At 67.8% G+C, this 26658-nt stretch carries 25 protein-coding genes; 10 read left to right on the forward strand and 15 right to left on the reverse strand.

Annotation, left to right across the window (positions count from 1 at the left end; genetic code table 11):
* Window positions 1-67 precede the first annotated feature (67 nt).
* A complete protein-coding gene (mqo, locus tag ACYR7D_RS26450; protein WP_459547219.1) occupies window positions 68-1528 on the reverse strand; it encodes a malate dehydrogenase (quinone) in 1461 nt (486 codons plus the stop codon).
* 341 nt (window positions 1529-1869) lie between these two features.
* On the opposite strand from mqo, the gene ACYR7D_RS26455 reads away from it, so the two are divergent.
* Complete coding sequence (locus tag ACYR7D_RS26455; protein WP_459547220.1) at window positions 1870-2913, forward strand: alpha/beta hydrolase; 1044 nt, start codon at window positions 1870-1872, stop codon at window positions 2911-2913.
* Window positions 2914-2940: 27 nt separating this feature from the next.
* Here the strand turns inward: ACYR7D_RS26455 and ACYR7D_RS26460 are convergent, their stop codons facing one another.
* From ACYR7D_RS26460 to ACYR7D_RS26480, 5 genes are all read right to left on the reverse strand, one after another.
* Window positions 2941-3504, reverse strand: coding sequence for an alpha/beta hydrolase (locus ACYR7D_RS26460; protein ID WP_459547221.1), 564 nt, complete (start codon window positions 3502-3504; stop codon window positions 2941-2943).
* Window positions 3505-3613: 109 nt separating this feature from the next.
* Entirely contained in the window at window positions 3614-5218 is a 1605-nt protein-coding gene (locus ACYR7D_RS26465; protein ID WP_459547222.1) for a cobyric acid synthase, read from the reverse strand.
* Window positions 5215-6078, reverse strand: a complete 864-nt coding sequence (gene map / locus ACYR7D_RS26470) for a type I methionyl aminopeptidase (protein WP_459547223.1) — start codon at window positions 6076-6078, stop codon at window positions 5215-5217. Before map ends, ACYR7D_RS26465 begins: the two co-directional genes overlap by 4 nt.
* Window positions 6079-6172: 94 nt before the next feature.
* Window positions 6173-6937 carry a GntR family transcriptional regulator gene (locus tag ACYR7D_RS26475; RefSeq protein ID WP_459547224.1) on the reverse strand — a complete coding sequence of 255 codons (765 nt, stop codon included), beginning with the start codon at window positions 6935-6937 and terminating at the stop codon, window positions 6173-6175.
* Between the two features lie 156 nt (window positions 6938-7093).
* Entirely contained in the window at window positions 7094-7537 is a 444-nt protein-coding gene (locus ACYR7D_RS26480; protein ID WP_459547225.1) for a DUF4254 domain-containing protein, read from the reverse strand.
* A gap of 681 nt (window positions 7538-8218) precedes the next feature.
* On the opposite strand from ACYR7D_RS26480, the gene casG reads away from it, so the two are divergent.
* The 6 genes from casG to ACYR7D_RS26510 all read left to right on the forward strand — a co-directional run bounded on the left by casG (window position 8219) and on the right by ACYR7D_RS26510 (window position 13969).
* The gene (gene casG, locus ACYR7D_RS26485; RefSeq protein WP_459547226.1) at window positions 8219-9856 is read left to right on the forward strand and encodes a steroid-24-oyl-CoA synthetase; all 1638 of its coding nucleotides are present in this window, start codon (window positions 8219-8221) and stop codon (window positions 9854-9856) included.
* Window positions 9857-9994: 138 nt separating this feature from the next.
* The gene (locus tag ACYR7D_RS26490; protein WP_459547227.1) at window positions 9995-10855 is read left to right on the forward strand and encodes a helix-turn-helix domain-containing protein; all 861 of its coding nucleotides are present in this window, start codon (window positions 9995-9997) and stop codon (window positions 10853-10855) included.
* Between the two features lie 109 nt (window positions 10856-10964).
* Window positions 10965-12350, forward strand: coding sequence for an APC family permease (locus ACYR7D_RS26495; protein ID WP_459547228.1), 1386 nt, complete (start codon window positions 10965-10967; stop codon window positions 12348-12350).
* 96 nt (window positions 12351-12446) lie between these two features.
* Entirely contained in the window at window positions 12447-12974 is a 528-nt protein-coding gene (locus ACYR7D_RS26500; RefSeq protein ID WP_459547229.1) for a hypothetical protein, read from the forward strand.
* 62 nt (window positions 12975-13036) lie between these two features.
* Complete coding sequence (locus ACYR7D_RS26505; RefSeq protein ID WP_459547230.1) at window positions 13037-13528, forward strand: peroxynitrite isomerase; 492 nt, start codon at window positions 13037-13039, stop codon at window positions 13526-13528.
* 213 nt (window positions 13529-13741) lie between these two features.
* Complete coding sequence (locus ACYR7D_RS26510) at window positions 13742-13969, forward strand: hypothetical protein (protein WP_459547231.1); 228 nt, start codon at window positions 13742-13744, stop codon at window positions 13967-13969.
* A gap of 22 nt (window positions 13970-13991) precedes the next feature.
* On the opposite strand, the gene ACYR7D_RS26515 is transcribed toward ACYR7D_RS26510, so the two are convergent.
* The 4 genes from ACYR7D_RS26515 to ACYR7D_RS26530 all read right to left on the reverse strand — a co-directional run bounded on the left by ACYR7D_RS26515 (window position 13992) and on the right by ACYR7D_RS26530 (window position 18418).
* Window positions 13992-15779 (reverse strand): penicillin-binding transpeptidase domain-containing protein, encoded by a 1788-nt coding sequence (locus tag ACYR7D_RS26515; protein WP_459547232.1) that lies wholly within the window; start codon window positions 15777-15779, stop codon window positions 13992-13994.
* Window positions 15780-15840: 61 nt separating this feature from the next.
* Window positions 15841-16704, reverse strand: a complete 864-nt coding sequence (locus tag ACYR7D_RS26520) for a GNAT family N-acetyltransferase (RefSeq protein ID WP_459547233.1) — start codon at window positions 16702-16704, stop codon at window positions 15841-15843.
* Between the two features lie 123 nt (window positions 16705-16827).
* Entirely contained in the window at window positions 16828-17985 is a 1158-nt protein-coding gene (gene ispG / locus ACYR7D_RS26525; protein ID WP_459547234.1) for a flavodoxin-dependent (E)-4-hydroxy-3-methylbut-2-enyl-diphosphate synthase, read from the reverse strand.
* A gap of 169 nt (window positions 17986-18154) precedes the next feature.
* Window positions 18155-18418: a DUF2631 domain-containing protein gene (locus tag ACYR7D_RS26530; RefSeq protein WP_459547235.1), complete on the reverse strand. Its 264-nt coding sequence runs from the start codon at window positions 18416-18418 to the stop codon at window positions 18155-18157.
* Window positions 18419-18513: 95 nt separating this feature from the next.
* Here ACYR7D_RS26530 and dxr point away from each other — a divergent pair, with 95 nt between their 5' ends.
* Window positions 18514-19653, forward strand: coding sequence for a 1-deoxy-D-xylulose-5-phosphate reductoisomerase (gene dxr, locus ACYR7D_RS26535; RefSeq protein WP_459547236.1), 1140 nt, complete (start codon window positions 18514-18516; stop codon window positions 19651-19653).
* A gap of 125 nt (window positions 19654-19778) precedes the next feature.
* The gene (locus tag ACYR7D_RS26540) at window positions 19779-20978 is read left to right on the forward strand and encodes a M50 family metallopeptidase (RefSeq protein ID WP_459547237.1); all 1200 of its coding nucleotides are present in this window, start codon (window positions 19779-19781) and stop codon (window positions 20976-20978) included.
* A 100-nt stretch (window positions 20979-21078) separates the two neighbouring features.
* Here ACYR7D_RS26540 and lhgO read toward each other — a convergent pair whose 3' ends face one another.
* On the reverse strand, window positions 21079-22290 hold the full coding sequence (lhgO, locus tag ACYR7D_RS26545; protein WP_459547238.1) for an L-2-hydroxyglutarate oxidase: 1212 nt from the start codon (window positions 22288-22290) through the stop codon (window positions 21079-21081).
* Between the two features lie 91 nt (window positions 22291-22381).
* Window positions 22382-23494: a dual-specificity RNA methyltransferase RlmN gene (gene rlmN / locus ACYR7D_RS26550; protein WP_459547239.1), complete on the reverse strand. Its 1113-nt coding sequence runs from the start codon at window positions 23492-23494 to the stop codon at window positions 22382-22384.
* Window positions 23495-23750: 256 nt separating this feature from the next.
* Here rlmN and ACYR7D_RS26555 point away from each other — a divergent pair, with 256 nt between their 5' ends.
* Window positions 23751-24047 carry a LapA family protein gene (locus ACYR7D_RS26555; RefSeq protein ID WP_459547240.1) on the forward strand — a complete coding sequence of 99 codons (297 nt, stop codon included), beginning with the start codon at window positions 23751-23753 and terminating at the stop codon, window positions 24045-24047.
* A 12-nt stretch (window positions 24048-24059) separates the two neighbouring features.
* Here the strand turns inward: ACYR7D_RS26555 and ACYR7D_RS26560 are convergent, their stop codons facing one another.
* The 3 genes from ACYR7D_RS26560 to pyrH all read right to left on the reverse strand — a co-directional run bounded on the left by ACYR7D_RS26560 (window position 24060) and on the right by pyrH (window position 26589).
* Window positions 24060-25049, reverse strand: coding sequence for a phosphatidate cytidylyltransferase (locus tag ACYR7D_RS26560; protein WP_459547241.1), 990 nt, complete (start codon window positions 25047-25049; stop codon window positions 24060-24062).
* 203 nt (window positions 25050-25252) lie between these two features.
* Complete coding sequence (gene frr, locus ACYR7D_RS26565; RefSeq protein WP_459547242.1) at window positions 25253-25810, reverse strand: ribosome recycling factor; 558 nt, start codon at window positions 25808-25810, stop codon at window positions 25253-25255.
* Between the two features lie 50 nt (window positions 25811-25860).
* The gene (pyrH, locus tag ACYR7D_RS26570; protein ID WP_459547243.1) at window positions 25861-26589 is read right to left on the reverse strand and encodes a UMP kinase; all 729 of its coding nucleotides are present in this window, start codon (window positions 26587-26589) and stop codon (window positions 25861-25863) included.
* Between the last annotated feature and the right edge of the window lie 69 nt (window positions 26590-26658).

Below are 26658 nucleotides of genomic sequence, written 5' to 3' on the forward strand. Positions count from 1 at the left end.
CGTGGGGCATGCGCGAAAGGACCCACGGGCCGGTGCCCGTGGGTCGCTGCCGCAGCCGGACGCGGTGTCAGGCTCCGGCGTGGGCCCCGGCGGGGGCTGCCCGGCCGGTGAGCTGCAGGGTTTTACCGGTCCACTCCCAGACCTCGGCGAACAGCCCCTGGTTCTCCGAGAGCTTCACGCCCAGCGACGGAACCATTTCCTTCAGCTTGGGGGTCCAGGTGGCGTATTCGGCCGGGAAGCAGCGCTCGAGCACATCCAGCATGGCGGTCACACACGTCGAGGCACCGGGCGAGGCGCCCAGCAGACCGGCGATGGACCCGTCCTGCGCGGCGATCACGGCGGTACCCAGTTCGAGTACCCCGCCCACGCCCTTACGGCGGATCATCTGCACCCGCTGCCCGGCGGTGATCAGTTCCCAATCCCGGCCCTCGGCGCGGGGGATGAACTCCTCCATCGTGTAGACCCGGCCCGCCTGCGATTTCATCAGCTCGGTGACCAGGTACTTGACCAGCCCCAGCTCGGTGACACCGACACCCAGCATCGGGGCCAGATTGCCGGGTTTGATGGATTTGAACAGGTCGGCATAGCTGCCGTCCTTGAGGAACTTCGGGGTCCATCCGGCGTAGGGGCCGAACAGCAGACCCGGTTTACCGTTGATGACCCGGGTGTCCAGATGCGGTACCGACATGGGGGGCGCGCCGACCGCGGCCTTGCCGTACACCTTGGCCTCGTGCTTGTCGATCAGCTCGGGGTTGGTACAGCGGAGGAACTGGCCGGAGACCGGGAAGCCGGCGAATCCGCGGATCTCCTTGATTCCCGATTTCTGCAGCAGCGGCAGCGCACCACCGCCCGCGCCCACGAAAACGAACTTGCTGATCAGGGTGCGGCTACGCCCGGTACGGGTATTGCGCACGGTGACCTTCCAGCTACCGTCGCGCTGTTTGGCGAGATCGCGCACCTCGTTACCGAACGCGATCTCGCCGCCGCTGGCCCCGATATAGGCGAGCAACTCCTTGGTGAGCGAACCGAAATCGATATCGGTCCCGCCGTCGGTCCAGTTGAGCGCCACCGGCTCGGAGAAATCACGGCCGCGGGCCATCAGCGGCAACCGTCGGGCGAACTCGTCGGGGCTGTCGATGTACTCCATCCCCGCGAACAGCGGGTGCCGCGCCAGCGCCTCGTACCGTTTGCGCAGGTACTCCACATCGGCGGCGCCGTGCACGAAACTGACGTGCGGAATGGGGTTGATGAAGCGGGAGGGGTCGGACAGGATGCCGTTCTCCACCGCGTATGCCCAGAACTGACGCGATACCTGGAACCGCTCGTTGATATCGACCGCCTTGCCGACATCGACCGAACCGTCCGGCCTCTGCGGGCTGTAGTTGAGCTCACACAGCGCCGAATGCCCGGTACCGGCGTTGTTCCACGGATCACTGCTCTCGGCCGCGGCGGCGTCCAGTCGTTCGAATACCGTGATCGACCAGTCCGGCTGCAACTGGCGCAGCAGTGCGCCGAGGGTGGCGCTCATGATGCCGGCACCGATGAGGACTACATCGGTCTTTTCAGTCTGGGCAGCGTTCGGCACGGGTGTTCGACTTCCTTGTCCTGGTGCGCGGGGCGCACATCCGCTCGGGATGCGGCCCGCTGGGGCACGGGCGCATATGCAGTTGTGTACGGCGGCTGTTATCGGTGGCGACGCCGGGCCCGCGGGCCCGGCCGAATGTAGGTTACCCGTCGTTCACTACTGCTAATTGTGCACCTCGACACGCGCGGAATCCGCAGCCAGTGCGGCGATTGTGACGTAGATTCCTCCGCTGTGAAGCGGTCACCCGTACCGCCGCGGACAGGCCGTCACCTAGATTGGAGGCCGTGACGAACGAATTCCCGGCAGGTACGAGCGCGCCGGGACGGGCCGCTACCTGGCAGCCGGATGTCCTCGGCGACGGCTACGAATACCGCACCGTCGACCTCGGCCCCGACCCGGACGGCGAGGGCGATATCGTCGCCACCTTGGTCCGCCACCTACCCGAGCCGGATACCGCCGGCACGGCCGGTCCGGTGCTCTACCTCCACGGCTTCACCGACTATTTCTTCCACCGGCACGTCGCCGAACATCTGACCGCCCGGGGCCATCGGTTCTACGCGTTGGATCTCCGCAAATGCGGCCGCTCCCTGCGTCCGGGACAAACCCCCCACTTCATCGGCGATCTGGCGCTCTACGACCGTGAGCTGAACGAGTCACTGCGCATCATCCGCGCCGAGGCGGGGCCGGATGTGGTGATCATGGCCCATTCCACGGGTGGTCTGGTGACGCCGCTGTGGCTGGACCGGCTCAACCGTTCCGGCGGTGCCGCCGAGGCCGGTATCAGCGGCTTGGTCCTGAACAGTCCCTGGTTCGATCTGCAGGGTCCGGCCTACGTGCGCACGGTGGGCACCCAGGTGATCAACACCCTGGGCCGGTTCCGCGCCAAGTCGGCGCTACCGCTCGGCAAATCCAGCGCCTACGGCGACAGCCTGCACCACACCGCGGCCGGGGAATGGGACTACGACCTGGACTGGAAACCCCGGCACGGCTTCCCGGTGCGCGCGGGCTGGTTGCGGGCCATCCGCAGAGGTCACGCCGAACTGCACCGCGGCCTGGATATCGGCGTCCCCGCCCTGCTGCTGCGGTCCAGGCTCACCCGGTTCGCCCGGGAATACGGCCCGGCCGTGGACGTGGCGGACGCGGTGCTGGATGTCGCGCAGATCCAGCGCTGGGCGGGCTGCCTGGGCGACCGCACCAGTATCGTGCCGATCGACGGGGCGCGCCACGATGTGTTCCTCTCCGCGGAGGGCCCGCGGAACGAGGCGTTCCGGGAGCTGGACAACTGGCTGGACTGGCTGACCGGCTACCGCGCGTCCCGGCGTCCCTGACCCGCGCCGAAGCGGCTCCGGCCGCGTTCACCACATACTGGTGCGCAGGACGATCTCGGTGGCGAACTCCTGATCCGCCTCGGCAGCCACATTGTCGACATCGATACCCACCACCCGGAATTCGCCGTACACGTACCGCCCGGAGCTGTCGGCGACCGACCGCGGCAGCCCCTTGGTCACCAGAACGGTGGTGGGCAATTCCACCGCCGGACAGCTGGGGTCCCCGACCGCGCCGGAGCCGTGGGGGACCGCCGGATGACCGCGGTCGGCGACGATCAGGCTGACGAACCGGCCGAATCCGGTGGCGCACACCCGCCACGCCACCTCGGCGCCCGAACCGCGGGCAGCGACGTTCGCCCAGGGCACCCCGATCTCGTCGAGGGCCGCGTAGACACCCGCGGTGTCCAGTCCGTCGGTGTCCTCGAAAACAATGGTCCGCAGATCGGAACTGTGCAGCCGCGCGCATACCCGGTCGTAGACATCCGGTGGGTCACCGGAATCGGGGAACAGCAGGACACAGTGCCGGGTCACCGGTCCATCCACCCGGAGGGTCCAGCCCCGGTCACCGACCGTGATGCGCCGAGATTCCATGCCGCTCGACGCTACACTGCGCACCGGCGCGGCACGGCGGTCACCGCGGAACCGGAGGGCGATCGTGACGCAGTATCCCGCCCCGGGCCGACCGGATCCGGGTCATCGCTCAGCCGGTCTCCGAAAGCACCGCCGGGGTAACGCGGATCACCGGCAGCCCGGATGGAACGCCTTCGGCGAGGAGCCGGTCGAGCCGGGACACCTCGAGATGTTCGGCCACGAGATCGGCGAGCAGATCGAGCTGGGCGGCGCGGACGGCGGCCACGCGGGTGTCCGCGGCGACGGTGAAACCGGTCCGGCCCGCGGCCCGGGCGACCTCGGTGAGCCAGGCGCGGCGGAATTCGTCGGATTCCAGCAGACCGTGCAGGTGGGTGCCCCAGAGCGCGCCCCGGACGCTGCCCTCGCCATCCGCGGCGGGCTCGGCGCGGTCGGCCGTGGGCTCCGACCACCCCGTGAGGTGCAGCCACGCGGTCTCGGTGCTGCCTCGGACCAGACCGTGATGGATCTCGTAGCCGGACGCGGCGATACCCGCCCCGGCGGCGAGTCCCGGCGCACCCACCGCCGTGGTGCGCCGCAGCACCTTGCGCGGACCGAATTCGATATCCAGATCGAGCAGCCCCAATCCCGCGACCTCGCCCGCACCGGATTCCACGGTGTCCACGATGCGCCGGCCCAGCATCTGGTAGCCGCCACAGATGCCCAGGATCGGCAGCCCCGAGGCCGCCCGCCGGGCGAGCGCATCGGCGATTCCGGTGCGGCGCAACCAGTTCAGGTCATCGACGGTGGCCTTGCTGCCGGGCAGGACCACCAGATCGGCGCCCGCCAGCGCGGCGGCATCGCTCACCCAGCGCACCGCGACACCGGGTTCGCAGGCGAGAGCCTCCACATCCGTCGAATTGGAGATCCGGGGAAGCCGCACGGCGGCGACGGTGAGCCATTCACTGCCGACCGGTGCGCCCGGCCGGCCGACCGGTGCCCCCGATACCGTCCCCAGCGAGTCCTCGGCGTCGATCCAGAGATCGTCGCGGTACGGCAGCACACCCAAGGTCGGGCGCCCGGTCAGCGCGGCCAGCTGATCCAGGCCGGGACGTAGCAGCCCCACATCCCCGCGGAACTTGTTGATCACGAAGCCGGCGATCAGCCGTTGATCCGCGGGCTCCAGCACCGCGAGGGTACCGAAGAGATGCGCCAGCACCCCGCCACGGTCGATATCGCCGACCACCAGCACCGGTAGTTCGGCCGCCCGGGCCAACCCCATATTGGCCAGATCGGTGGCCCGCAGATTGATCTCCGCGGGTGAGCCCGCGCCCTCACAGATCACCACATCGAACTCGTCCCGCAGCGCGGCCAGTTCGGCGGCCACCACATCCCGCAGCCGGGCGCGGTGGGCCATGTAGTCGGCGGCGCCCACGGTGTCCACGACCCGGCCGCGCACCACCAGCTGCGAACGCCGGTCGCTACCGGGTTTCAGCAGGATCGGGTTGAAACGCACACTCGGTTCGAGATCGCACGCCTGAGCCTGTAGCGCCTGCGCACGACCTATTTCGCCGCCGTCCAGGGTGACGACCGAGTTGTTCGACATGTTCTGCGCTTTGAACGGTGCCACCCGGATCCCCCGGCGCCGCAGCATCCGGCATATCCCGGCCACCAGGACGCTTTTTCCGGCATCGGAGGTGGTGCCGGCCACGAGCAGCGCCGCACCGGGCCGGTTCACGGGAGGGTGAGGATCTCGGCCCCGGTCTCGGTGACCACCAGCGTGTGCTCGAACTGGGCCGTCCATCGACGGTCCTTGGTGACCACGGTCCAGCCGTCGTCCCAGATCTCGTAGTCGATACCGCCCAGGTTGATCATGGGCTCGATGGTGAAGGTCATCCCCGGTTCGATCACCGAGTCCACGGCGGGCTGATCGTAGTGCAGGATCACCAGGCCGCTGTGGAAGGTGGGGCCCACACCGTGCCCGGTGAAATCGCGCACCACCCCGTAGCCGAACCGGTTGGCGTAGGACTCGATCACCCGGCCGATCACGTTGAGCGCGCGACCGGGGCGTACCGCCTTGATGGCCCGCATGGTGGCTTCCTCGGTACGTTCCACCAGCAGTTTCACTTCTTCGTCGACATCACCGGCGAGGAAGGTGGCATTGGTATCGCCGTGCACCCCGTGGATGTAGGCGGTGACATCGATATTGACGATGTCACCGTCCTCGATCACCGTGCTGTCGGGGATACCGTGGCAGATCACCTCGTTGAGCGAGGTGCAGCACGATTTGGGGAATCCCTTGTAACCCAGGGTCGAGGGGTAGGCCCCGTGGTCGCACATGTACTCGTGCGCGATCCGGTCCAGTTCGTCGGTGGTGACACCCGGAGCCACCGCTTTACCGGCCTCGGCCAGCGCCCGCGCGGCGATCTGCCCGGCGATCCGCATCTTCTCGATGGTCTCCGGGGTCTGCACCCACGGTTCGGAGCCTTCCCGGGCCGTCTTCTTCCATACGTACTCCGGCCGTTCTATCGCCCGCGGGACCTCGCGGATGGGGGTGGGGGTTCCGGGGAGCAGTGGCTGTCGGGTACGCACGGACATGGTTCCAGAGTAGACTGCGCGCGCCCGCGGGTCGCCGGAACGGTCCGGCACCCGCGGGCAGACCCGTCCGCTCGCCCGGACGCCGCCGGGGCGCTCAGCGAGTGCGGCCGCCCGTGCGCGTCTCGAACGCGACCCGGTCACCGCGGTACAGCGCGGCCACTCGTTCGATCGGCCGGCCCTGGGTATCGATTCCGCGGCGCACCACCCGGAACAACGGCACGGCGGGGCGGCAGCCGAGCAGCCCGGCTTCTCGCGGCGCGGCCAGGACGGTTTCGATCCGCTCGGTCGTGCCGCCGTACTCGACACCGGAATCCTCGATGGTGGCCGCGAGCGAACCGAGCGGGTCGAAACCCGCGCGCAGCCATCCGAATCGGTCCAGCGACAGATCGATCCGCTCCAGCGCGATGGGCTCGCCGTCGGCGTGCAGCAGGCGTTCCAGGGTCATGATCGGGGTCCGGGGCGGTAGTTCCAGATCCCGCGCGATCTCGCCGTCGGCGATACCGTCTTCCCAGGAGAGCAGGCTGCGGACCACCCCGGTGCCGTCGTCACCGGTGGGTTCGGGCGCGAGTGGGCGCACCACTTTCGGCCGGGCCAGCACGGTTCCACGGCCCTGTCGCCGGATGCGGCCCTCCACGGCCAGATCTCGTAGAGCATGCCGGACCGTTTCCCGGGCGACACCGAAACGGCCCGCGAGTTCGCGTTCCGCGGGCACCCGATCACCGGGACGTAGCGCGTCGAGCATCGTATCGAGTTCCGCGCGTACGCGATACACCTTCGACAGGGACCCGATATCCGGCGGCACCGCGACCGCCGCACCGAGATCGTTCCGCGCCGTTACGGCGCCCTCCGGCTGCCTCATGGCAGAAGCTACCTCCCATTGGCCGTACCACTCGGTAACCGGTCGTTCGCCACCGACCGGCCTTCAGGTCTGGGCCATTCGATATTCCACGGTCGTTCACGGGCCGGTCCGCCACGCTCGGACAGCGGACCGAACGCGGCGGTGACCCGCGGACCCCTACTGCACCGGCAACCGGCGCCGCCCGCCTGCCACCTCGGCGATCAGATCCGTATAACCGTCCACGAGTTCGGCGAGGTGGTACCAGTGCCGATGTGTCCGGTCACTGCGCACCCCGTCGGCTTCGATGGCCTGGTTCGCCGCGACCCAACTGCGTGCCATCCGGTCGATCACCGCACCCAGGCTTTCGGTGTGCAGGGAGGCGCCGTTGCGGTGCTGTGGCATCTTACGGGTGATCCAGTCGTTGATGTCGTCCATGAGTTCGGTTCGGCGGCAATCTATTTCGACTATCTCGGCCATATCCCGAACATGCGCCCGGCGCTTGTGCAGTTCGACGAGCGCGTGCGCGAAGCGCAATAGCACACGCTCTTGGACCCGCCGCCCCTGGAACGCGCACAGGAGTTGCGGCGCGGTCGGCAGGGCCCCCAGAGTGGGTGCGCTCATCGGCACCCCTCGGGCTCACCCGGCACCATCACACTCTGTACCAACATGATCGGCTCTCGATTCGGTTATCCCGGACATCGGATCGTTGTTCACAACAAGGCTAGCTGGATCATGCTCTTACAAATGCAAGAACACAAGACTTCAGTACGCAATGTTGCGAACAGCGTCATGCGCAAGCCTAACGATCCTTCCCGTGGAACCAAGCGCGGTCCCGTCGAAAAGGCATACCCGCCATGCTCGTTCCCGCCGGCGGTCCGAATCCCCGCCGCGCCGAACGATACCCGCATTACCGCCCGAACCAGGCCCGACATGGCAATACGCGACCACATCGCAACCGTGCCGAGATGTATTCGCGGCGCGCCCCGCGGACCGTACCCGAGCCTATGGTGTTGTCGCGCAAGGACCCCGGGCCCGTCGCCCGCTTGTCCAGACGCCTTTTTCCCGCTGCGACGGCGATGTTCGGCCCGCCCGCCGGCGGCACCTCCCCCACCCCTGCGAACGCACGCGCACCGGCCATCGTGATTGCTCCCCATTTGCCGATGGTGTCCGGAAGCCCACCCCGGCTGCGGCGCGGTACCGGCTACCGGGACCCCGCGGACCCACCTGCACCGATGGCCACCTACGGACCGGTCGGATGCGGTATGGATTCTCGGGAGAGTTGTCGACAAGGATGTGGACGCCATGAGCAATGCAGCCGACCCGCGTGCCGCGCGGGTGTCCGCCGAACTCACGGGACCGGGTGGACCGTTCGAGACGACGGAAGAGGAGGTGCTCGGCGCCCGCATCTCGGTACTACGCCATCGGCGCCGATCGCTGCGTGAACTGCTCGACGCATCGACGGCCTGGGGCGAGCGCGATTATCTCGTCACCGCGCAACGCCGGATCTCTTTCACCGAACACGCCGCCGCCGCGACGGCACTGGCGCGCGGTCTGGCCGACGAGTACGGAGTCGGTCGCGGCGACCGCATCGGCATCCTGGCCGCCAACACCCCCGAATGGGTGATCACCTTCTGGGCGGCACAGTGCCTGGGGGCGATCGCCGTCGCGTACAACGCGTGGTGGGCCGCGCCGGAAATCGCCTACGGCCTGCGGCACACCGAGCCGGTCGTCCTGGTCGCCGATACCGCACGCGCCGCGGCCGCCGCCGGAGCCGGGATCCCGGTCCTCACCATGACCGAAGACCTGCCGCGCCTCATCGCCGAGCACACCGGCGTGGTTCCCGTCGTACCGGTCACCGAGGACGACCCGGCCGTCGTGCTGTACACCAGCGGGACCACCGGCCGGCCCAAAGGTGTGGTGCACACCCACCGGAATCTGATCGCCGTCAGCGACTACCACCGCTACACCGACGCGGCCGGCGCGCTGCTGGCCGGTCGGCCCCACCGGGAACCCAGTGACAAACGGTTCCTGCTCACCTCACCCCTTTTCCATATCGCCAGCCTGCACAATCTCGCAGTGCCCCGGCTCGCCACCGGTGCCGCGGTGGTCCTGCACACCGGCCCGTTCGACGCCGCCCGCGTGCTGTCGCTGATGGCCCGGGAACGAATCACCAACTGGGGCGCGGTACCGACCCTCGCCGCCCGGCTACTGGAACACGATCCGGCCGGCTACGACCTCTCCGCGCTCACCGCGCTGTCCCTCAACGCCGCACCGTCCTCCCCCGCCTTCCAGCAGCGGCTGCGGGCCCGCCTGCCCGCGGCGGGGGTCGCGCTCACCACCAGCTACGGTCTCACCGAGAGTGGTACCGCGGCGACCGTGGCCACCCCGGCCGAACTCGCGGCCGATCCCGAGACCGTCGGCCGGCCGATACCGGGCGTCTCGATCGAAATCCGTGATCCCGACGGGACTCCGCTGCCCGAGGGCAGCGAGGGCGAGATCTGGATCCGCAGTCCGTATGTCATGCGGGGCTATTGGCGCGACGAGGCGGCTACCGCGGCCGCCATCGACTCTCGGCGTTGGTTACGCACCGGCGATTTCGGCACACTGCGCGAAGGCCGGCTGCGGATGACCGGCCGCCGTACCGATCTCATCCTGCGGGGCGGAGAGAACGTGTACCCCACCGAAATCGAGAACGTGCTCGACGAACACCCCGCCGTACTGGAATCGGCGGTACTGGGTGTACCCGACGACGAGATGGGCCAGCGGGTGGCGGCGGTGGTGGTGACCCGGGACCCGGCGGCGCTCACCGCCGCGGAACTCCGGGCGTTCACCGCCGAACGTCTCGCCTACTTCAAGGTTCCGGAGCGCTGGAGCATCACCGCGACACCGTTACCGCGCAATGCCACCGGAAAAGTGTTGCGCCGCGAGGTCGCCTTGTGAAAGCACGCCGGTCCACCGGCCACCGGCACCGTCCGGCCGGCCGCGGTGTCGTCTCGTTTATTGTGGCGGCACAGAGTGTGCGGTATCCGGGGCCCACGGTCGCCGGATACCCACGGTGCGCCGGGCGAAAGGGATGACATGGCAGGCAAACGCACCGTCCTCACGGCGGGTTTGCGCCGGCTCTCGGTGTTGCTGCTGGAGATGCGCGAAGATGCCGAACTCAGCAAAGAGGAGGTCAGCGCCCGCACCGGAATCAATGTGACCACCCTGTACCGCATCGAGACCGCCCAGGCCCGTCCGCAGCGGCGCACCCTGATGACCATGCTGGATCTCTACGGCGTGGAGGCGGCCCGGCGGCAGGAGGCTTTGGAACTCCTCTCCGACGCGCAGAAACCCGGGATGTCGCGACCCTACGAGGCCAGCCTGTCCGAGGTGTACGCGGCGTACATCAACTTCGAATCGGTGGCGTTGTCGGCGCGGCACTATCAGACCTCGTTCATCCCCGGCCTGCTGCAGACCGAGCAATACGCCATGGCCGTGATCGATACCTGTATGCCGAAACTGGAAGCCTCCGATCTGGAACGCCGGGCGCGCGCCCGGATGGACCGCGCGGCGGTACTTGCCAAGGACGAACCGCTGGAACTGTGGGTGGTGCTCGACGAGGCCGCTATCCGCCGGGTGGTCGGCGGTCCCGAGATCATGAGCGGGCAATTGCGCCGGCTGGCCGAGGCGACCAAACGCAAGAACGTGATCCTGCAGATCCTGCCCTTCGACGCGGGGGCCCACCCCGGGATGGCCGGATCCTTCACCGTCCTCGATTTCCCGGACCCCACCGATCCCGAACTGGTCTACGTCGAAGGGATTTCCGGAGACGCACTCATCGAGGGACATACCGAGATCCGGCGTTTCGGGGTGATGTTCGACCAACTCCGGGCCATGGCGCTGAGCCCGCGGGATTCGGCGGAAGTGATCACCGCGGCCGCCGAATCCCTGGGCTGATCATGTGAACAGCAGGTGAAACAGGAGTTCGCGCACTGCCGAGTGGGTATATAGATCGAACGTGTTCGATCGGGGCACGTACCGGCCATTGTGGAAATGAGGGGTTCCCTTGGCAGATGTCACCGCCCGGCCCGAGCCGTCCCGGCAGCCCGAACTGAAGCGGGTCATCGGCCCGTGGCTGCTGTTGCTCTTCGTCGTCGGGGATATTCTCGGCACCGGTATCTACGCCCTCACCGGCCGCGTCGCCGGAGAGGTGGGCGGCGCCGTATGGGTGCCGTTCCTGGTCGCCTTCGGGGTCGCGCTGATCACCGGGTTCAGCTACCTGGAACTGGTCACCAAATATCCGCAGGCGGCCGGAGCCGCGCTCTATACGCACAAAGCCTTCGGCATCCATTTCGTGACGTTCATGGTGACGTTCACGGTTATGAGTTCCGGTATCACCTCCGCGGCCACCGCGGCCAAGGCGTTCGCCTCGAACTTCGGCGCGGCCTTCGCACTCGACCTCGGTGACGGTTTCGCCGTCACGCTGATCGCGCTGGCGTTCATGGCGGTCGTCGCCGCGGTCAACCTGCGCGGTGTCGGGGAAAGTGTGAAGGCCAATGTCCTGCTCACCTGCGTGGAACTGTCCGGCCTGCTGATCGTGATCTGTATCGGTATGTGGGCACTGGGCACCGGCGAGGGTGATTTCGGCCGGATCGTCGACTTCGACACCGGAGACCGCACCGCCTTCGGCGGCGTCATCGCGGCCACGACACTGGCCTTCTTCGCCATGGTCGGTTTCGAGGATTCGGTGAACATGGCCGAGGAGACCAAGGAGCCCAGCCGGATCTTCCCGAAGATCCTGCTCACCGGGCTCTTGATCACCGGGGCGATCTACGTGCTGGTGTCGATCACAGCGGTCGCGCTGGTGCCGCTGGAGCAGCTCTCCGAAGGCGATACCCCGCTCCTGCAGGTGGTCGAGATCGGCGCGCCCCGTTTCCCGACGGAGATATTCGCCTTCATCACGATGTTCGCCGTCGCCAACTCCGCACTGATCAATATGCTGATGGCGAGCCGGCTGCTGTACGGCATGGCCAAGCACAAGGTGGTACCCCGCCCGCTGGGCCGGGTACACCGATCCCGGCGCACACCGCATATCGCGATCGTCTTCACCACACTGCTGGCCTTCGGTCTGATCCTGTTCGTCGGTGCGGTCCCCGAACTCGGCGGCACCACCGCTCTGCTGCTACTGGTCGTCTTCACCATCGTCAACATCGCGGTGCTGGTGCTGCGCCGCGACGAGGTCGGGCACGACCATTTCCGCACCCCCACCCCACTTCCGGTACTCGCAGCGCTGGCCTGCGGCTATCTGGCCACCCCGTTCACCGATCGCAACCCCCAGCAGTACGCCATCGCGGGTGTCCTGCTGGCCGTGGGTGTGGTGCTGTGGGGGTTGACGGCGCTGTGGAACAAACCACACAATGTCCGGCCCGTCGATCCGGGGGTCGATCTCTGAGGTCACCATCACCTGCCCACCTCCGCCGGTTCACCAGTGGGAAGCGGGAATTCGTGGAAGTGACGAGCGCCCGTACGATCGGTAACGTATTCGCCGATGACAAGCATGGACGCCAGGTTCGGCGATGCTGCTGGGTCGGTGCCCCTGCCCAGCCCGTGGAACCTCAATGCCTACCTCGCCGAGGTGGCCGCACACCGGAAGCGGCCGATTTCCCTGCAGCCGGCGCACCGGTCGGCGCTGGCCGATCTGGGCTGCAACGGTAACGGTCTGTGGATCGCCCGCAAACACGACGACATCATCGTCTACGACGCCTCGGCCTCGGGCCGCAACGCCGATCACATCGTGCTGCACGCGATCGGTCATATGTTGCTGGGCCACGGTGGGCCGGCCGCGGAGGATCCCGAAACCACCCGGATCTCGCTCGGCGCGTTGAACGCCTCACTACTCGACGCGCTCGCGACGATCGCACCCGGCTCGATCACCCAGATCCTGGGGAAGGACGATTTCGGCGCCGACCGGGAACGGGAGGCCGGTGTCTTCGCCGAGATGACCATGGTCTACGCGGCGCTGCCGCGGCGGCGCAGCAGGTCTTTCTGGCCGTTCGGCCGGCGCCGGACCGGATAGGCGGACGGCACACGGGCGGGCAGGCGTATCCGGTTCCCGGCCGAACGTCTACGCTGTGCGCCGTGACCGAACCGCAACTCCCCCCGCATCCGGGGATCGCCCCGTTGGCCGGGCTGCTGGGTACCTGGTGCGGAGCCGGACAGGGCGACTATCCGACGATCGACTCGTTCGGGTACCTCGAGGAGATCACCTTCGGTCATCTCGGCCGGCCCTTTCTCACCTACCGGCAACGCACCCGCCATGCCGATGACGGCCGTCCACTGCACGTCGAAACGGGTTACCTGCGTTGCCCCGGCTCCGACCGGGTGGAACTCGTACTCGCCCACCCCACCGGCATCACCGAGATCTGCGAGGGCGAACTGATCCGCACCGGCGAGGAGATCCGCATGGAACTGGAGGCCACGTCGATCGGCACGAGCACGACGGCCAAGTCGGTTACCGCGCTGAGTCGCTCCATCCGCCTGCACGGCGATGTCATCGACTACACGCTGCGGATGGGTGCGGTCGGGCTAACCCCGCAGGATCACCTCACGGCGAATCTGCACAGGGTATGAACAGAACATAACGCGACGATCACGGACTCCACCCCGCCGGTCACGATTCATCCCGCATCGGTTTTCCTCGGCTGTCCGCCTTGTCTCGGTCCCTGATTCCGGCTTAGGTTGACCTGACAGCAAATCACCAGACAACTCTTCCGCAGAGCCCGGTAGCGCAGGAGCCCCCCGAGCTCGCTATCTGTCGAACCTCTGAATCGGAGGGAGCCGGAAATGAAGCGTTACACCGTTGCTTTCATCACTGCCGGAATGATTCTCGGCGGTACCGGTGTCGTCGAAATACTCGGGACCGACACCGCCTCGTCCGCACCGATCTCCGATCGGACCGTATCGGTCGTCGCGCCCGCCGGGGTGAGCGGGCCCGGATCGACCGATACCGCCACCACGGAAACCGGTGACCGTTACGCAACCGGCGCGGATACCACCACCACCGGGCCGTGACCGAGCCGGCGCTGCCGCCGGTTCAGTACCCGGGCGGCAGCGCCACCAGCATCTCCCGGGTCACCGCCACCGCGTTATCGGAACTACCACCCCTGACCAGCAATGTCGCGAACGCGAGATCGCCCCGGTACCCGACGAACCAGGAATGCGATCCGCCGTCTACCTCGGCTTCTCCGGTTTTGCCGAATACCGCGCCCTGATCGGCGATACGGTCGGCGGTGCCGCCCACCACCACCTGCCGCATCATCATCCGCAGCCCCCGCACCGTTTCCGGATCCAGTGCGGGTCGTTGCCCCTCGACCAGGGTGGGACGGTCGGCGATCAGATACGGGGTCGGCGCGGTTCCCGAGGCAACGGTCGCGGCCATGAGCGCCATACCGAAGGGGCTCACCACCACCCGCCCCTGGCCGATTCCGTCCTCCGTGCGCTGGGTGCGATCCTCGGCTACCGGCACCGAACCGGAAAAGGTCGGTAAACCGGGAATCGTGTAATCCGGTCCCACCCCGAAAGCGGCCGCGCTCTCCGACAGAGCCACGGGGGACAACCGGCTGGCCAATTTCGCGAACGAGGTATTGCAGGACCGCGCGTAGGCGGTAGCCAGCGGGACGTCACCCACGGTGAAGCCGTTGTAATTCGGAATGGTCCGCTCCCCGATGGTGATCGAGCTCGGGCACGACACCACCGTCTCCGGGCCCACCATGCCCGCGGCCATCGCGGCGGCCGCGGTCACCGTTTTGAATATCGAGCCGGGCGGATACTGCCCGATGGCGGCCACCGGTCCGTCCCGATCGGCGGCGGCGTTCTGCGCGATCGCGAGAATGCCGCCGGTCGAGGGCCGGATCACCACCATCATGGTTTGTTCGCGACGCCCGTCGACCGCGTGCTGGGCCGCGTTCTGGATCCGGCGGTCCACGCTCAGGGCGAACGACGGTGCCGGCTGCGCCGCCACCTCGTGCAGAATCCCTGTTTCCGCGCCGCCGGCATTACGCGCCACCACCCGCCAACCGGCTCGGCCGTCCACCTCGTCGATCACCGTCTGCCGGATCTGGGTCAGCAGATCGGGGGCGAAGTGCCGATCGGTGGGGGCCATATCCCACTCCTGGGTCACCCGCACTCCGGGAAGCCCGATGAGCTGGGGGCCGGCCCGGCCGAATTCCACTTCGTTGAGCACGATCACCGTATAGGCCCCGTCCGCCGCGCGAGCGGAGTTCAGGATCCGCGCCGGGGTGAGGCGTTCGTCGATCCCGATCAGCGCCTGCGACAGCGCCGCCGCCACCCGCCGCGGATCCGCGCCGGCGCCGGCATCGAAGGTCACCCGCGAGACCGTACCCGGTACCAGGACATCGCTACCGGACTGCTCGTTCACCCGGGCCTGCGGCGCGGGCCGCACCAGCAGCGCCATGGTCTGCGTATCACCGAGCCGAGGGTGTACCACGGTGCCGCTCCAGCGCACCGTCCAGCCGGCACCACTGCGCACCAGCGGCAACTGCCCGGTATAGGTCCAGCCGCGACCGCCGGCCAGCCGCCATTCGTAGGTGTAGTCGACGGTGGCGGTATCACCGGTGATCCGAGCCGCCCCGGACCGGGCATGTAGTTCCTCGGCGCCCAGCTCCTCCCATGCGGAAGTCAGCGCGGACAAGGCTTTCCCGGGCCGGCTGGTGCGGTTCGCGGCGGCCTCGATATCGCGGGCGGCGAAGGCCGCGAGGAAAGTATCCGCGGCGGTGATCGGGCCGTGTGCGCCCGCGACGCAGGCGGTCGCGGCGACAGCGAGTACCGCGACCACGACGGCGAGCACCCGACGGATCGTCATGGCCGCAGATCGTAGGCGACCGGTGGCCGTGATCACCTGCGGCACACCGGATCCTGTCCGATCAGTCCAGGAGAACGGTGGCGAAGGTGGCGATCTGCCGGAATCCGACCGTGCGGTAGGCGCGCCGCGCCGTCTCGTTGTAGTCGTTGACGTACAGGCTCGCGGTCCGGCCGGTGGCGACCACGGCGTTCGCCACGGCCGCGGTACCCGAGGTGCCCAATCCGCGTCCCCGATGCTCGGGATGGACCCACACTCCCTGGATCTGGCCGGTACGCCGGGACAATGCCCCGACCTCCGCCTTGTACACGACCTCGCCCTCGGCGAAGCGGGCCCAGGCCCGGCCCGCCTCGATCAGCCCGGCCACCCGCCGCCGGTAACCGCGACCACCGTCACCGGCGCGGGGATCGATCCCGACCTCCTCGATGAACATGGCGATCGCGGCGGCGAGATACCGGTCGAGTTCCTCGGGCCGGACCCGGCGCACCTCGGGGTCCGCGGCGGACAGGGCGTAACCGGTGAGAGCCAGGAGCGGCTGGGTGGCGCGCAGTTCCCGTTCCGGGCCCCAGTGCTCGGCGAGCATCTCCCACAGCGGCAACGCCAGTTCCTGCCGGCCGACGATCGAGGAACATAGTCGCGGCCAGCGGATCGCACGGTCGGCGAAAGCACGCAGCGCCTCACGACCACCCCGTAGCGGGATCAGGTTGACTCCGGAGAAGCACAGCGATTCGGCCGGCCCACCGTGACTCCACAGCTCGCCCTGACCGTAGCGGTTGTCCAGACCGTATTCCTGTAACCGGGCGGCGACCATACAGGTGGCCACCGGATCCTCGTCGAGCACCCGCAGCACCTGCGGCAGGTCACGCTTGGCGAGCTGGCGCGCGGGGGTATATCTCGCGCGCCGGGCCGGCTCCAGCAGACTCCGCACCACCACAGCCTGCCACGAACCACGACGGTACGGTACGAATATGCCGAAAGCGCCCGCTGTCACCGGCCGGCCGGGGCAGCGCGGCGCCGTCCGCCGGCGCCGCGCAGCGGTGGACGGTAACGATCAGCCCACGCTGACGACCGGCTGACCGGTCCCCGCGTCCTCACCCATCTCCTCGGCGATCCGCATGGCTTCCTCGATGAGGGTTTCCACGATCTGCGCCTCGGGCACCGTCTTGACGACCTCACCCTTGACGAAGATCTGCCCCTTACCGTTACCCGACGCGACACCGAGATCGGCTTCCCGCGCCTCCCCGGGGCCGTTGACCACACAACCCATGACCGCTACGCGCAGCGGTACCTCCAGCCCGTCCAGACCGGCGGTGACCTCGTTGGCCAGGGTGTACACATCGACCTGCGCACGACCACAGGACGGGCAGGACACGATCTCGAGCTTGCGCGGCCGCAGGTTCAGCGACTGCAGGATCTGCCCGCCCACCTTCACCTCTTCGGCAGGTGGCGCGGACAGCGAGACCCGGATGGTGTCACCGATGCCCTCGCTCAGCAGCGCGCCGAAGGCGACCGCGGATTTGACGGTGCCCTGGAACGCCGGGCCCGCCTCGGTGACGCCCAGATGCAGCGGATAGTCGCACTGTGCCGCCAGCTGGCGGTACGCCTCGACCATGACCACCGGGTCGTTGTGCTTGACCGAGATCTTGATATCGCCGAACCCGTGCTCCTCGAACAGGCTCGCCTCCCACAGCGCCGACTCCACCAGCGCTTCCGGCGTGGCCTTGCCGTACTTGGCCATCATCCGCTTGTCGAGGGATCCGGCGTTGACACCGATCCGGATCGGGATACCGGCGTCCCCGGCCGCCTTGGCGACTTCTTTGACCCGCCCGTCGAATTCCTTGATATTGCCCGGATTCACCCGCACCGCCGCACAGCCGGCGTCGATCGCCGCGAAAATGTAGCGGGGCTGGAAATGAATATCGGCGATCACCGGGATCTGCGATTTCTTGGCGATCACCGGCAGCGCGTCGGCATCCTCCTGCCGCGGGCACGCCACCCGCACGATATCGCAGCCCGAGGCGGTGAGTTCCGCGATCTGCTGCAACGTCGCGTTCACGTCGTGCGTCTTCGTCGTCGTCATCGACTGCACCGAGATCGGGTGGTCACTGCCCACACCGACACCACCCACCATCAGCTGACGGGTCCTGCGCCGCGGCGCGAGAACCGCCGCCGGGGCGGTCGGCATCCCCAATCCGATTGTGCTGGTCACTTTCGGCTGCCTACTTTCGTACTGGTCCGGCCGGTCGGTGCCGAGTGTAGTCCGGCCGGACCCGGGCGCCGCCGAGACATGGGCAACAGCGCAGCCCGTCGACCGCGCTTCGACGGGACGTAACCTGCCGGTACCCCGGCAGTACTGCAACCGTGACCGGAACAGCGGATCAGCGAGGTTTACGCCGCAGCACCACGTCGCGGATCAAGATCCCGGCCAGCAGGGCCGCGAATCCGACCAGGAAGATGTTCTCCACGTTGCCGGAGTGATTGCCGATCAGCATGCCGAGCAGGGCGATGATGACGAAGACCGCCGCCACCTGGTACGTCCTGCGAGATTCGCCGCTCCAGCCCCAGGCCGCGGACGGAACCTCCGCCGGGTCCACCTTGGTGACGGTACGGTCGGTGGCGGGTTCGACTTCCGTGGCGGCCACGATCGCTCCTCCTCGCGAGAACGGATACTGCTCGATATCGTGGCATACGACCGCCCGTCGTAGCCAGCAGGGGCCCGGTCGGTGACAATGGGCGGGTGTCAGATCTCCGCAGAGTCCTCCTGCTCGGCAGCACCGGTTCCATCGGCACCCAGGCGCTCGAGGTGATCGCCGCCAATCCGGACAGATTCGAGATCGCCGGTCTCGCCGCGGGCGGGGGTAATACCGAACTGCTGGCCGCGCAGATGGCCGCCACCGGCACCACGAATGTCGCCGTCGCCGATCCGGCGGCGGCCGCCCGGCTCGGGGTGCCGCTGTCCGGCCCGGACGCGGTGACCGAACTGGTGCGCCGCACCGACGCCGATGTGGTGCTCAACGCGCTGGTCGGTTCCCTGGGGCTGGAGCCCACCCTCGCGACACTGGAATCCGGCGCGACCCTGGCGCTGGCGAACAAGGAATCCCTGGTGGCCGGCGGCTCCCTGGTCACCCGGGCCGCGCGGCCCGACCAGATCGTGCCGGTCGACTCGGAACATTCCGCCCTGGCGCAATGCCTGCGCGGCGGCCGGGCCGAGGAGGTCGACAAACTCGTGCTCACCGCCTCCGGCGGGCCGTTCCGCGGCTGGACCACCGAAATGCTGGACGGAGTGAACCCCGCCGAGGCGAAAACCCATCCGACCTGGTCCATGGGCCCGATGAACACCCTCAACTCGGCCTCCCTGGTGAACAAGGGCCTGGAGCTCATCGAAACGCATCTGCTGTTCGGTATCCCCTACGACCGCATCGAGGTGACGGTGCATCCACAGTCGATCGTGCACTCCATGGTCACTTTCACCGATGGCTCCACCCTCGCCCAGGCCAGCCCACCCGATATGCGCCTGCCCATAGCCCTGGCCCTGGGCTGGCCGGACCGGGTGCCCGGAGCCGCCGCTGCCTGTGATTTCGGCACCGCCACCACCTGGAGCTTCGAACCCGTGGACGATGCGGTCTTCCCGGCCGTGCGCCTCGCTCGGGAGGCGGGCACGGCAGGCGGCTGTGTCCCCGCCGTGTACAACGCGGCCAACGAGGTCGCGGTCCAGGCATTCCTCGACGGCCGAATCCGGTTCCCGGAAATCGTGCGCACCGTGCAGGAAGCGGTCCACGACGCCGGCCAGTGGCGTGGCGAGCCCACCGAACTCGCCGAGGTGCTCGCCGCCGACGCCTGGGCCCGCGACCGCGCCCACACCCTGACCCACCGGTAATCCGTGTCCCAGATGGTCGAGGCCCGGCGCGCGGACGGTTACTGTGGACACGTGCTCGCGGCCGCTCCGGTCTTCGTGCGGGCCGGAGGTAATGATCTGCGCACCGCAGGAGGGCTGTAGACCACATGCTGTTCGTGTTGGGGTTCGTGCTGTTCGCCCTCGGCATCACGATTTCGATCGCGCTGCACGAATGCGGGCATATGTGGACCGCGCAGGCGACCGGGATGAAGGTCCGCCGGTACTACATCGGATTCGGTCCGAAGATGTTCTCGTTCCGGCGCGGGGAAACCGAGTACGGGGTCAAATGGCTACCGCTCGGCGGGTTCTGCGATATCGCCGGCATGACCGCGCTCGACGAACTCGAACCCGAGGAAGTCGACCGTGCCATGTACCGGCAGGCCACCTGGAAACGCCTGGTGGTGATGTCCGGCGGGATCGCGATGAACTTCCTGCTCGGTTTCCTGCTCATCGTCGTTCTGGCCGTCGGATGGGGTTTGCCCCAGCTGAACCAGCCGGAGACCGGCCTCGGCGCAATGAGCTGTGTGGCACCCCAGCGTCCCGACGGCACCCTCGAGCCCTGCACCGGCCTCGGCCCCGCGCAGCGCGCCGGACTCCAGCGCGGTGATGTGGTGACCGCCGTCAACGGTACGGAGGTGAGTACCTGGGAGGAGTTCCAGAGCCTCACCCAGGAACAGACCGGTCCCTTCTACTACACCGTCGACCGCGACGGGCAGACGATGGACATACAGGTCGTCCCGGAACGGACCCTTCGGTACCCGAAGGACGGCGGCCCCGGCCGGGAGGTCGCCGCGGTGGGTGTGGGCAAGAACTTCCTGGAGCCGGTCGACTACGACCTGCTGCCCGCGATTCCGGCATCCGCCGCGTTCACCGGCGAGATGTTCGTCCTCACCTTCCAGTCACTGCTGCAGATGCCGGCCAAGGTCGCGGCCCTCTGGGATGCGGTCACCGGCGGCGAACGCGACGCGGATACCCCGGTCAGCGTCTACGGTGCCAGCAAGATCGGCGGTGAGACCGCCGAACGCGGTTACTGGGACATGTTCATCATGGTGCTGGCCAGCCTGAATTTCTTCCTCGGCGCATTCAACCTCCTGCCGTTGCTGCCGCTGGACGGTGGGCATATCGCGGTGGTCTTCTACGAGAAGATCCGCAACACCATCCGCGGTTGGAAGGGGCTGGCGCCGGGCGGCCCCGTGAACTACCTGAAACTGCTTCCGCTCACCTATGTCGCGGTGGTCATCGGCGGCGCGTACATGATGCTCACCCTCGCGGCCGACATCATCAACCCGATCCAGCTGTTCCCCTGAGCACGGGACCGGTATGTGCCGGGCCGGCCCGCCGGACCCGGACACCTGCCTTTCGCGTGCGGAACGACACCGCCCCGCAGACCGCTTACCCACCGGATGCTCAGCGGATGGCCGGGTCCCTGCCTTCGATGACATCGACCACATATTCGGCGATCGCGAGCGAGGAGGTCGCCGCGGGGGAGGGCGCGTTACGCACAGCGGTCACCGGGCCGAGCCGATCGATCCGGAAATCGTCGACCAGTGTGCCGTCGCCGTCGAGCGCCTGGGCGCGCACCCCGGTATGCCCGCGCACCACGTCCGCGGCACCGATCGCCGGAATATATCGCTGGGCTCTCCGCATATACGCCCGGGTCGACAGCGACCCCCACATCTCCTCGATACCGGTCCGCCAGTGTTGTCGCGCCATGCGCCGGAATCCCGGCCAACGCAAGGTCTCCGTGAAATCGCGTGCCGAGAACTGCCCCCGCCGATACCCCTCACGCGCGAAGGCGAGAACGGCGTTCGGCCCCACTTCGACCGTCCCGGAAACCCGCCGTGTGAAGTGCACACCGAGAAACGGGTAGCGCGGATCGGGCACCGGATACACCAGGCCGCGCACCATCTCCGCTTTCGTGGCAACGACATTCATGTACTCACCGCGAAACGGGACGATCCGCGGGCCGGGAACCGCACCGGCCGAACGCGCGACGGTATCGGCATGCAGACCGGCGCAGACGATCACGCGGTCGGCGTGCAGCACCTCGCCCCCGTAGAGCACATCGAGACCCGCCGCACCGCGCCGGAACCCCGACACCGCGCACGAGAGCCGTATTTCGCCACCCGCCTCGACCAGATCGGCGGCGAAGGACTCCGCCACCCGGCGGAAATCGGTGATCGCGGTCCGCGGCGAATACAGGGCCGCGATTCCTTCCGCGAACGGTTCGATCTCCCGGATCTCCGACCGGCCCACCCGGCGCAATCCCGGGACCCCGTTGTCCCCCGCCCGCGCCTGCAGAGCGTCGAGGCGGGGCACCTCCTCGGCGTCCACCGCGATCACGAGTTTGCCGCATTCCTCGTAGGGCAGCCCTCGTTCGGCGCAGTGGTCCCGCAGCAGCGACCGGCCCCGGGCGCACAGCACGGCCTTCAGGCTTCCCGGCTGGTAATAGATTCCGGCGTGCACCACCCCGGAGTTGTGGCCGGTCTGATGCGCCGCCACACGATCTTCTTTCTCCAGCACCACGATCCGGTCTCCGGGGCGCCGGCGGCTGATTTCCCGGGCGATCGCCAGACCCACGATCCCCGCTCCGACGACCGCGACAACCTGATCGCCCATCCGCGATTCCTTTCGGTCCGTACCCGAGGCACGCTTCGGCCCGCGCCCCGGCCCGCCGGGATCGTCCCCGGCCGAAGCGCTACCTACCCGTTCACCCCTCCGCCGCGAGCTGCCCGCAGGCCGCGGCGATCTCCTGCCCACGGGTATCACGAACCGTGCAGGGCACGCCCTGCGCCTCGACCCGGCGGACGAATTCACGTTCCACCGGTTTCGGGCTGGCATCCCATTTACTGCCCGGCGTCGGATTCAGCGGAATCACATTGACGTGCACCCGGGGGCCGAGAGCTTTGTGCAGTTTCGCCCCCAGCATGTCGGCGCGCCACGGCTGATCGTTGATATCACGGATGAGCGCGTACTCCACCGAGATCCGCCGGCCCGTCTTATCGGCGTAGTAGCGCGCCGCGTCGAGGACCTCGCTCACCGGCCAGCGATTGTTCACCGGGACGAGGGTGTCACGGAGTTCGTCATCGGGTGTGTGCAGGGAAACCGCCAGCGTCACCGAGAGCCCCTCGTCGGCCAACTTCCGGATGGCCGGGGCCAGGCCCACCGTGGAGACCACCACATTGCGCTGGGAGATACCGAGCCCGTCCGGCGCGGGCGAGGTGATGCGGCGAACCGCGTTCACCACCCGCTTGTAGTTGGCCAGCGGCTCGCCCATACCCATGAAGACGATATTGGACAGCCGGCCGGGCCCGCCGGAGACCGCGCCGTCCCGCAGGTCGGCGGCGGCGGCGCGGACCTGGTCCACGATTTCGGCGGTGGACAGATTACGGTTCAGGCCGCCCTGACCGGTGGCGCAGAACGGGCAGGCCATCCCGCACCCGGCCTGACTGGAGATACACAGGGTGGCGCGGTCGGGATAGCGCATCAGCACGCTTTCCAGCAGCGTCCCGTCGCCCGCCCGCCACAATGTCTTGCGGGTCTCCCCGGCGTCACAGACCACCTGACGCAGCGGCGTCAGCAGCGGGGGGAACAAAGCCTCGGCCACCTTTTCCCGGACGGCGGCGGGCAGATCCGTCATCTGCTCCGGGTCGGCTTGCAGCCGCCCGTAGTACTGGCGGGCGACCTGATCGGCGCGGAACTTCGGCAGACCGAGTTCGGCCATCGCGGCGTGGCGGCCCGCAGCGTCGAGATCGGCGAGATGACGGGGCGGCATACCGCGGCGGGGAGCGTCGAAAACCAGAGGCAAGGGGGCGGCGGTCATAGTTCCTCCAGTGTGTCATCTCCGGGAATGTGACCCTCGTCGAGGCATCGCTACAGGACCACGATGAGCGATATCGACGAGCGGTCCGGAAATCCGTGCACGACTGATAGCAGTCGGGAATCATCGACATATGGCGACTTCAGACGACCGCATACCCGACCCGGGCTCTTCGACCGGGAACATCCCTCCGACGGGAGCCCCGGGCGGGGTACCACCGGCAAGCCCCGGCCCGGCAGAACTCGGGGGTTACGAACCGGTGCCCGGCACGCACGGTCGTGACCCCGCCGAGGCAGCGCACGGACGCAAGGAGATCGGCCGATCCCGGGTCGGCAACACCTGGGTAGCGCTGATCGTGGCCGCGCTGCTCGGCATCGTCCTGCTGATTTTCATCCTGCAGAACTCCGAGAACGCCGATGTCGAAATGCTGTTCTGGAACTTCTCCCTACCGCTGGGCGTGACCATCCTGCTCTCGGTGATCGCGGGCGCGCTGGTGATGGCACTGGTGGGCGGGGTGCGCATCGTCCAGTTGCGGCGCGCCGTACACCGGGAATGAGGGGGCAGCGGCTCAGGCCAGGGTGCTGAGCACGAGCCAGGACACGAAGGCCGACGGCAGCATGGAATCGAGCCGGTCCATGATGCCACCGTGCCCGGGCAGCATGGTGCCCATATCCTTGATCCCCAGCTCCCGTTTGATCTGCGATTCGACCAGATCCCCGAGGGTCGCCACGACCACCAGTCCGATACCCAGGACCACCCCGATCATCGAATTGGCTTCGAGGAGCAGCGTGACGGTGAGCAGCCCGCCGATGATCGCGAAAAGCAGCGAACCGCAGAAACCCTCCCAGGACTTCTTCGGGCTGATCGAAGGCACCATGGGATGGCGGCCGAACAGCACCCCGGCGACGTAACCGCCGACATCGGAGCACACCACCAGGATCATGAAGGTCAGCACCCGCAGGTTGCCGTCCGGCTCCTCCAGCAGGAGCAGCACCGCGAACGACGCCAGCAACGGAATCCACGCCAGGGTGAACACCGTGATCGCGGTATCGCGCAGAAAGTTGCGCGGCGCGGTACGCAGGCCGTGGTCGAACAGCCGCCATACCATACAGACCAGCGCCGTCGCCGCGAAAGCGCCGGTCACACCACCCGCGCCGAACGGCCAGCCCAGCCAGAACACCGCCTGGCCGCCGGCTATCAGCGGAACACGTGGCACCAGCACATCGGCTTCCCGCAGCCGCTTGGCCACCTCCCAGGTGGCGATACCCACCGCGACACCGGCAACACCGATGAACACCTTCGGTACGAACAGCAGGACGGCGATACACATCACGCCGAGGGTCAGGCCCACCGCCAATGCCGCGGGGAGATTCCGTCCCGCGCGGGAGCGCCGCGGCTCGGCGGCCGCGGACGCACCGTTCGGTGCCGGTGCCGGTTCGGATATGCCCTCGGCCGGCGGCTGCGGTCGGGCCGCACCGGTCGCGGCGGCTTTCTCGGCCACGATTGTCCCGTCGCTCAACTCGTCGTCGTTCCGTTCGTTCCCACCCGAAGCGGGCATCGCTCGCTCCGCTGTTCTCATTGTGCGGCAGATCCACCGGCTCGGGGCCGGGTGGGCTGCCGATTCCGGCGTCCGTTCGATCCGGACGCCGCGTTCCGCGCGGCACCACCACTCGTGCCGCTACCGGGCGGTCCGGTCACGAGGCCTACCGCGCTTGCGCAAGGTACCACCGCGCGGACAGCGGAGAAATCGCCGACCGCCGATCAGACCTCGAGCAGTTCGGATTCCTTGTGTTTGACCAGCTCGTCGATCTGCCCGACATATCTGGCGGTGGTCTTGTCGAGTTCCTTCTCGGCCCGCCCGACCTCGTCCTCGCCGGCCTCGCCGTCCTTCTGGATCCGGCCCAGCTCGTCCATGGCCTTACGCCGCACGTTACGGATGGCGACTTTGGCGTCCTCACCCTTCTGTTTGGCCTGTTTGACCAGTTCCCGGCGCCGCTCCTCGGTGAGCTGCGGAATCGTGATACGTAGGATGTCGCCGTTGTTCGTCGGGTTCACGCCCAGATCGGAATTACGGATCGCGGTTTCGATGGGGCCCAGCTGAGCCTGCTCGTACGGTTTGACGACCACCATCCGCGGCTCCGGCACGGTGATACTCGACATCTGGGTGATGGGCGTCGGCGAACCGTAGTAGTCGACCACGACCCGGGCGAACATACCCGGATTCGCGCGCCCGGTTCGGATGGTGCCGAGATCGTCCTTCGCCACCGAGACAGCCTTCTCCATCTTCTCCTCGGCGTCGAAGAGCGCTTCTTCAATCACGACCGTTCCTCCACTGCGTCGTCATCGTCATGACCCGCGGGCCCGCGGTATCAGGATCGAACCAATGTGCCGATCTTCTCACCGGCCACCGCCCGGGCGATATTGCCCTTCGTCAACAAATTGAACACCAGGATGGGCATCTGGTTGTCCATGCACAAACTGAACGCGGTCGCATCCGCGACCTTCAGATCACGCTCGATCACTTCCTTGTGCGTGATCTCCTGATACATGGTCGCGTCCGGATCCAGGCGCGGGTCGGCGGTGAAAACCCCGTCGACCGCCTTGGCCATCAGCACCACCTCGGCCCCGATCTCCAGGGCCCGCTGCGCGGCCGTGGTATCGGTCGAGAAATACGGCATCCCCATACCGGCACCGAAGATCACGACCCGCCCCTTCTCCAGATGCCGTTTGGCCCGCAGCGGTAGGTAGGGCTCGGCGACCTGCCCCATGGTGATCGCCGTCTGCACGCGGGTGTCCACCCCTTGCTTCTGCAGGAAATCCTGCAGCGCAAGGCTGTTCATCACCGTTCCGAGCATGCCCATGTAATCGGAACGAGCACGTTCGAGCCCGCGTTCCTCGAGTTCGGCGCCGCGGAAGAAATTCCCGCCCCCGATCACCACCGCGACCTGCACCCCGCTGGCCACCACCTCGGCGATCTGCTCGGCCACGGTCTGCACCACATCCGGATCCAGACCCACCGTGCCACCACCGAACATCTCACCACCGAGTTTCAGTAGTACCCGGCGATATCCTGGGCGATCGATCCCCGGGTGCGTCATCGGTCGGCATCTCCTTACTGCGGTCGGATATTTCTCTGCTCGGACGGAAGCGACTCGGAGCGGCCCCTA

Source organism: Nocardia sp. X0981 (assembly GCF_977089955.1).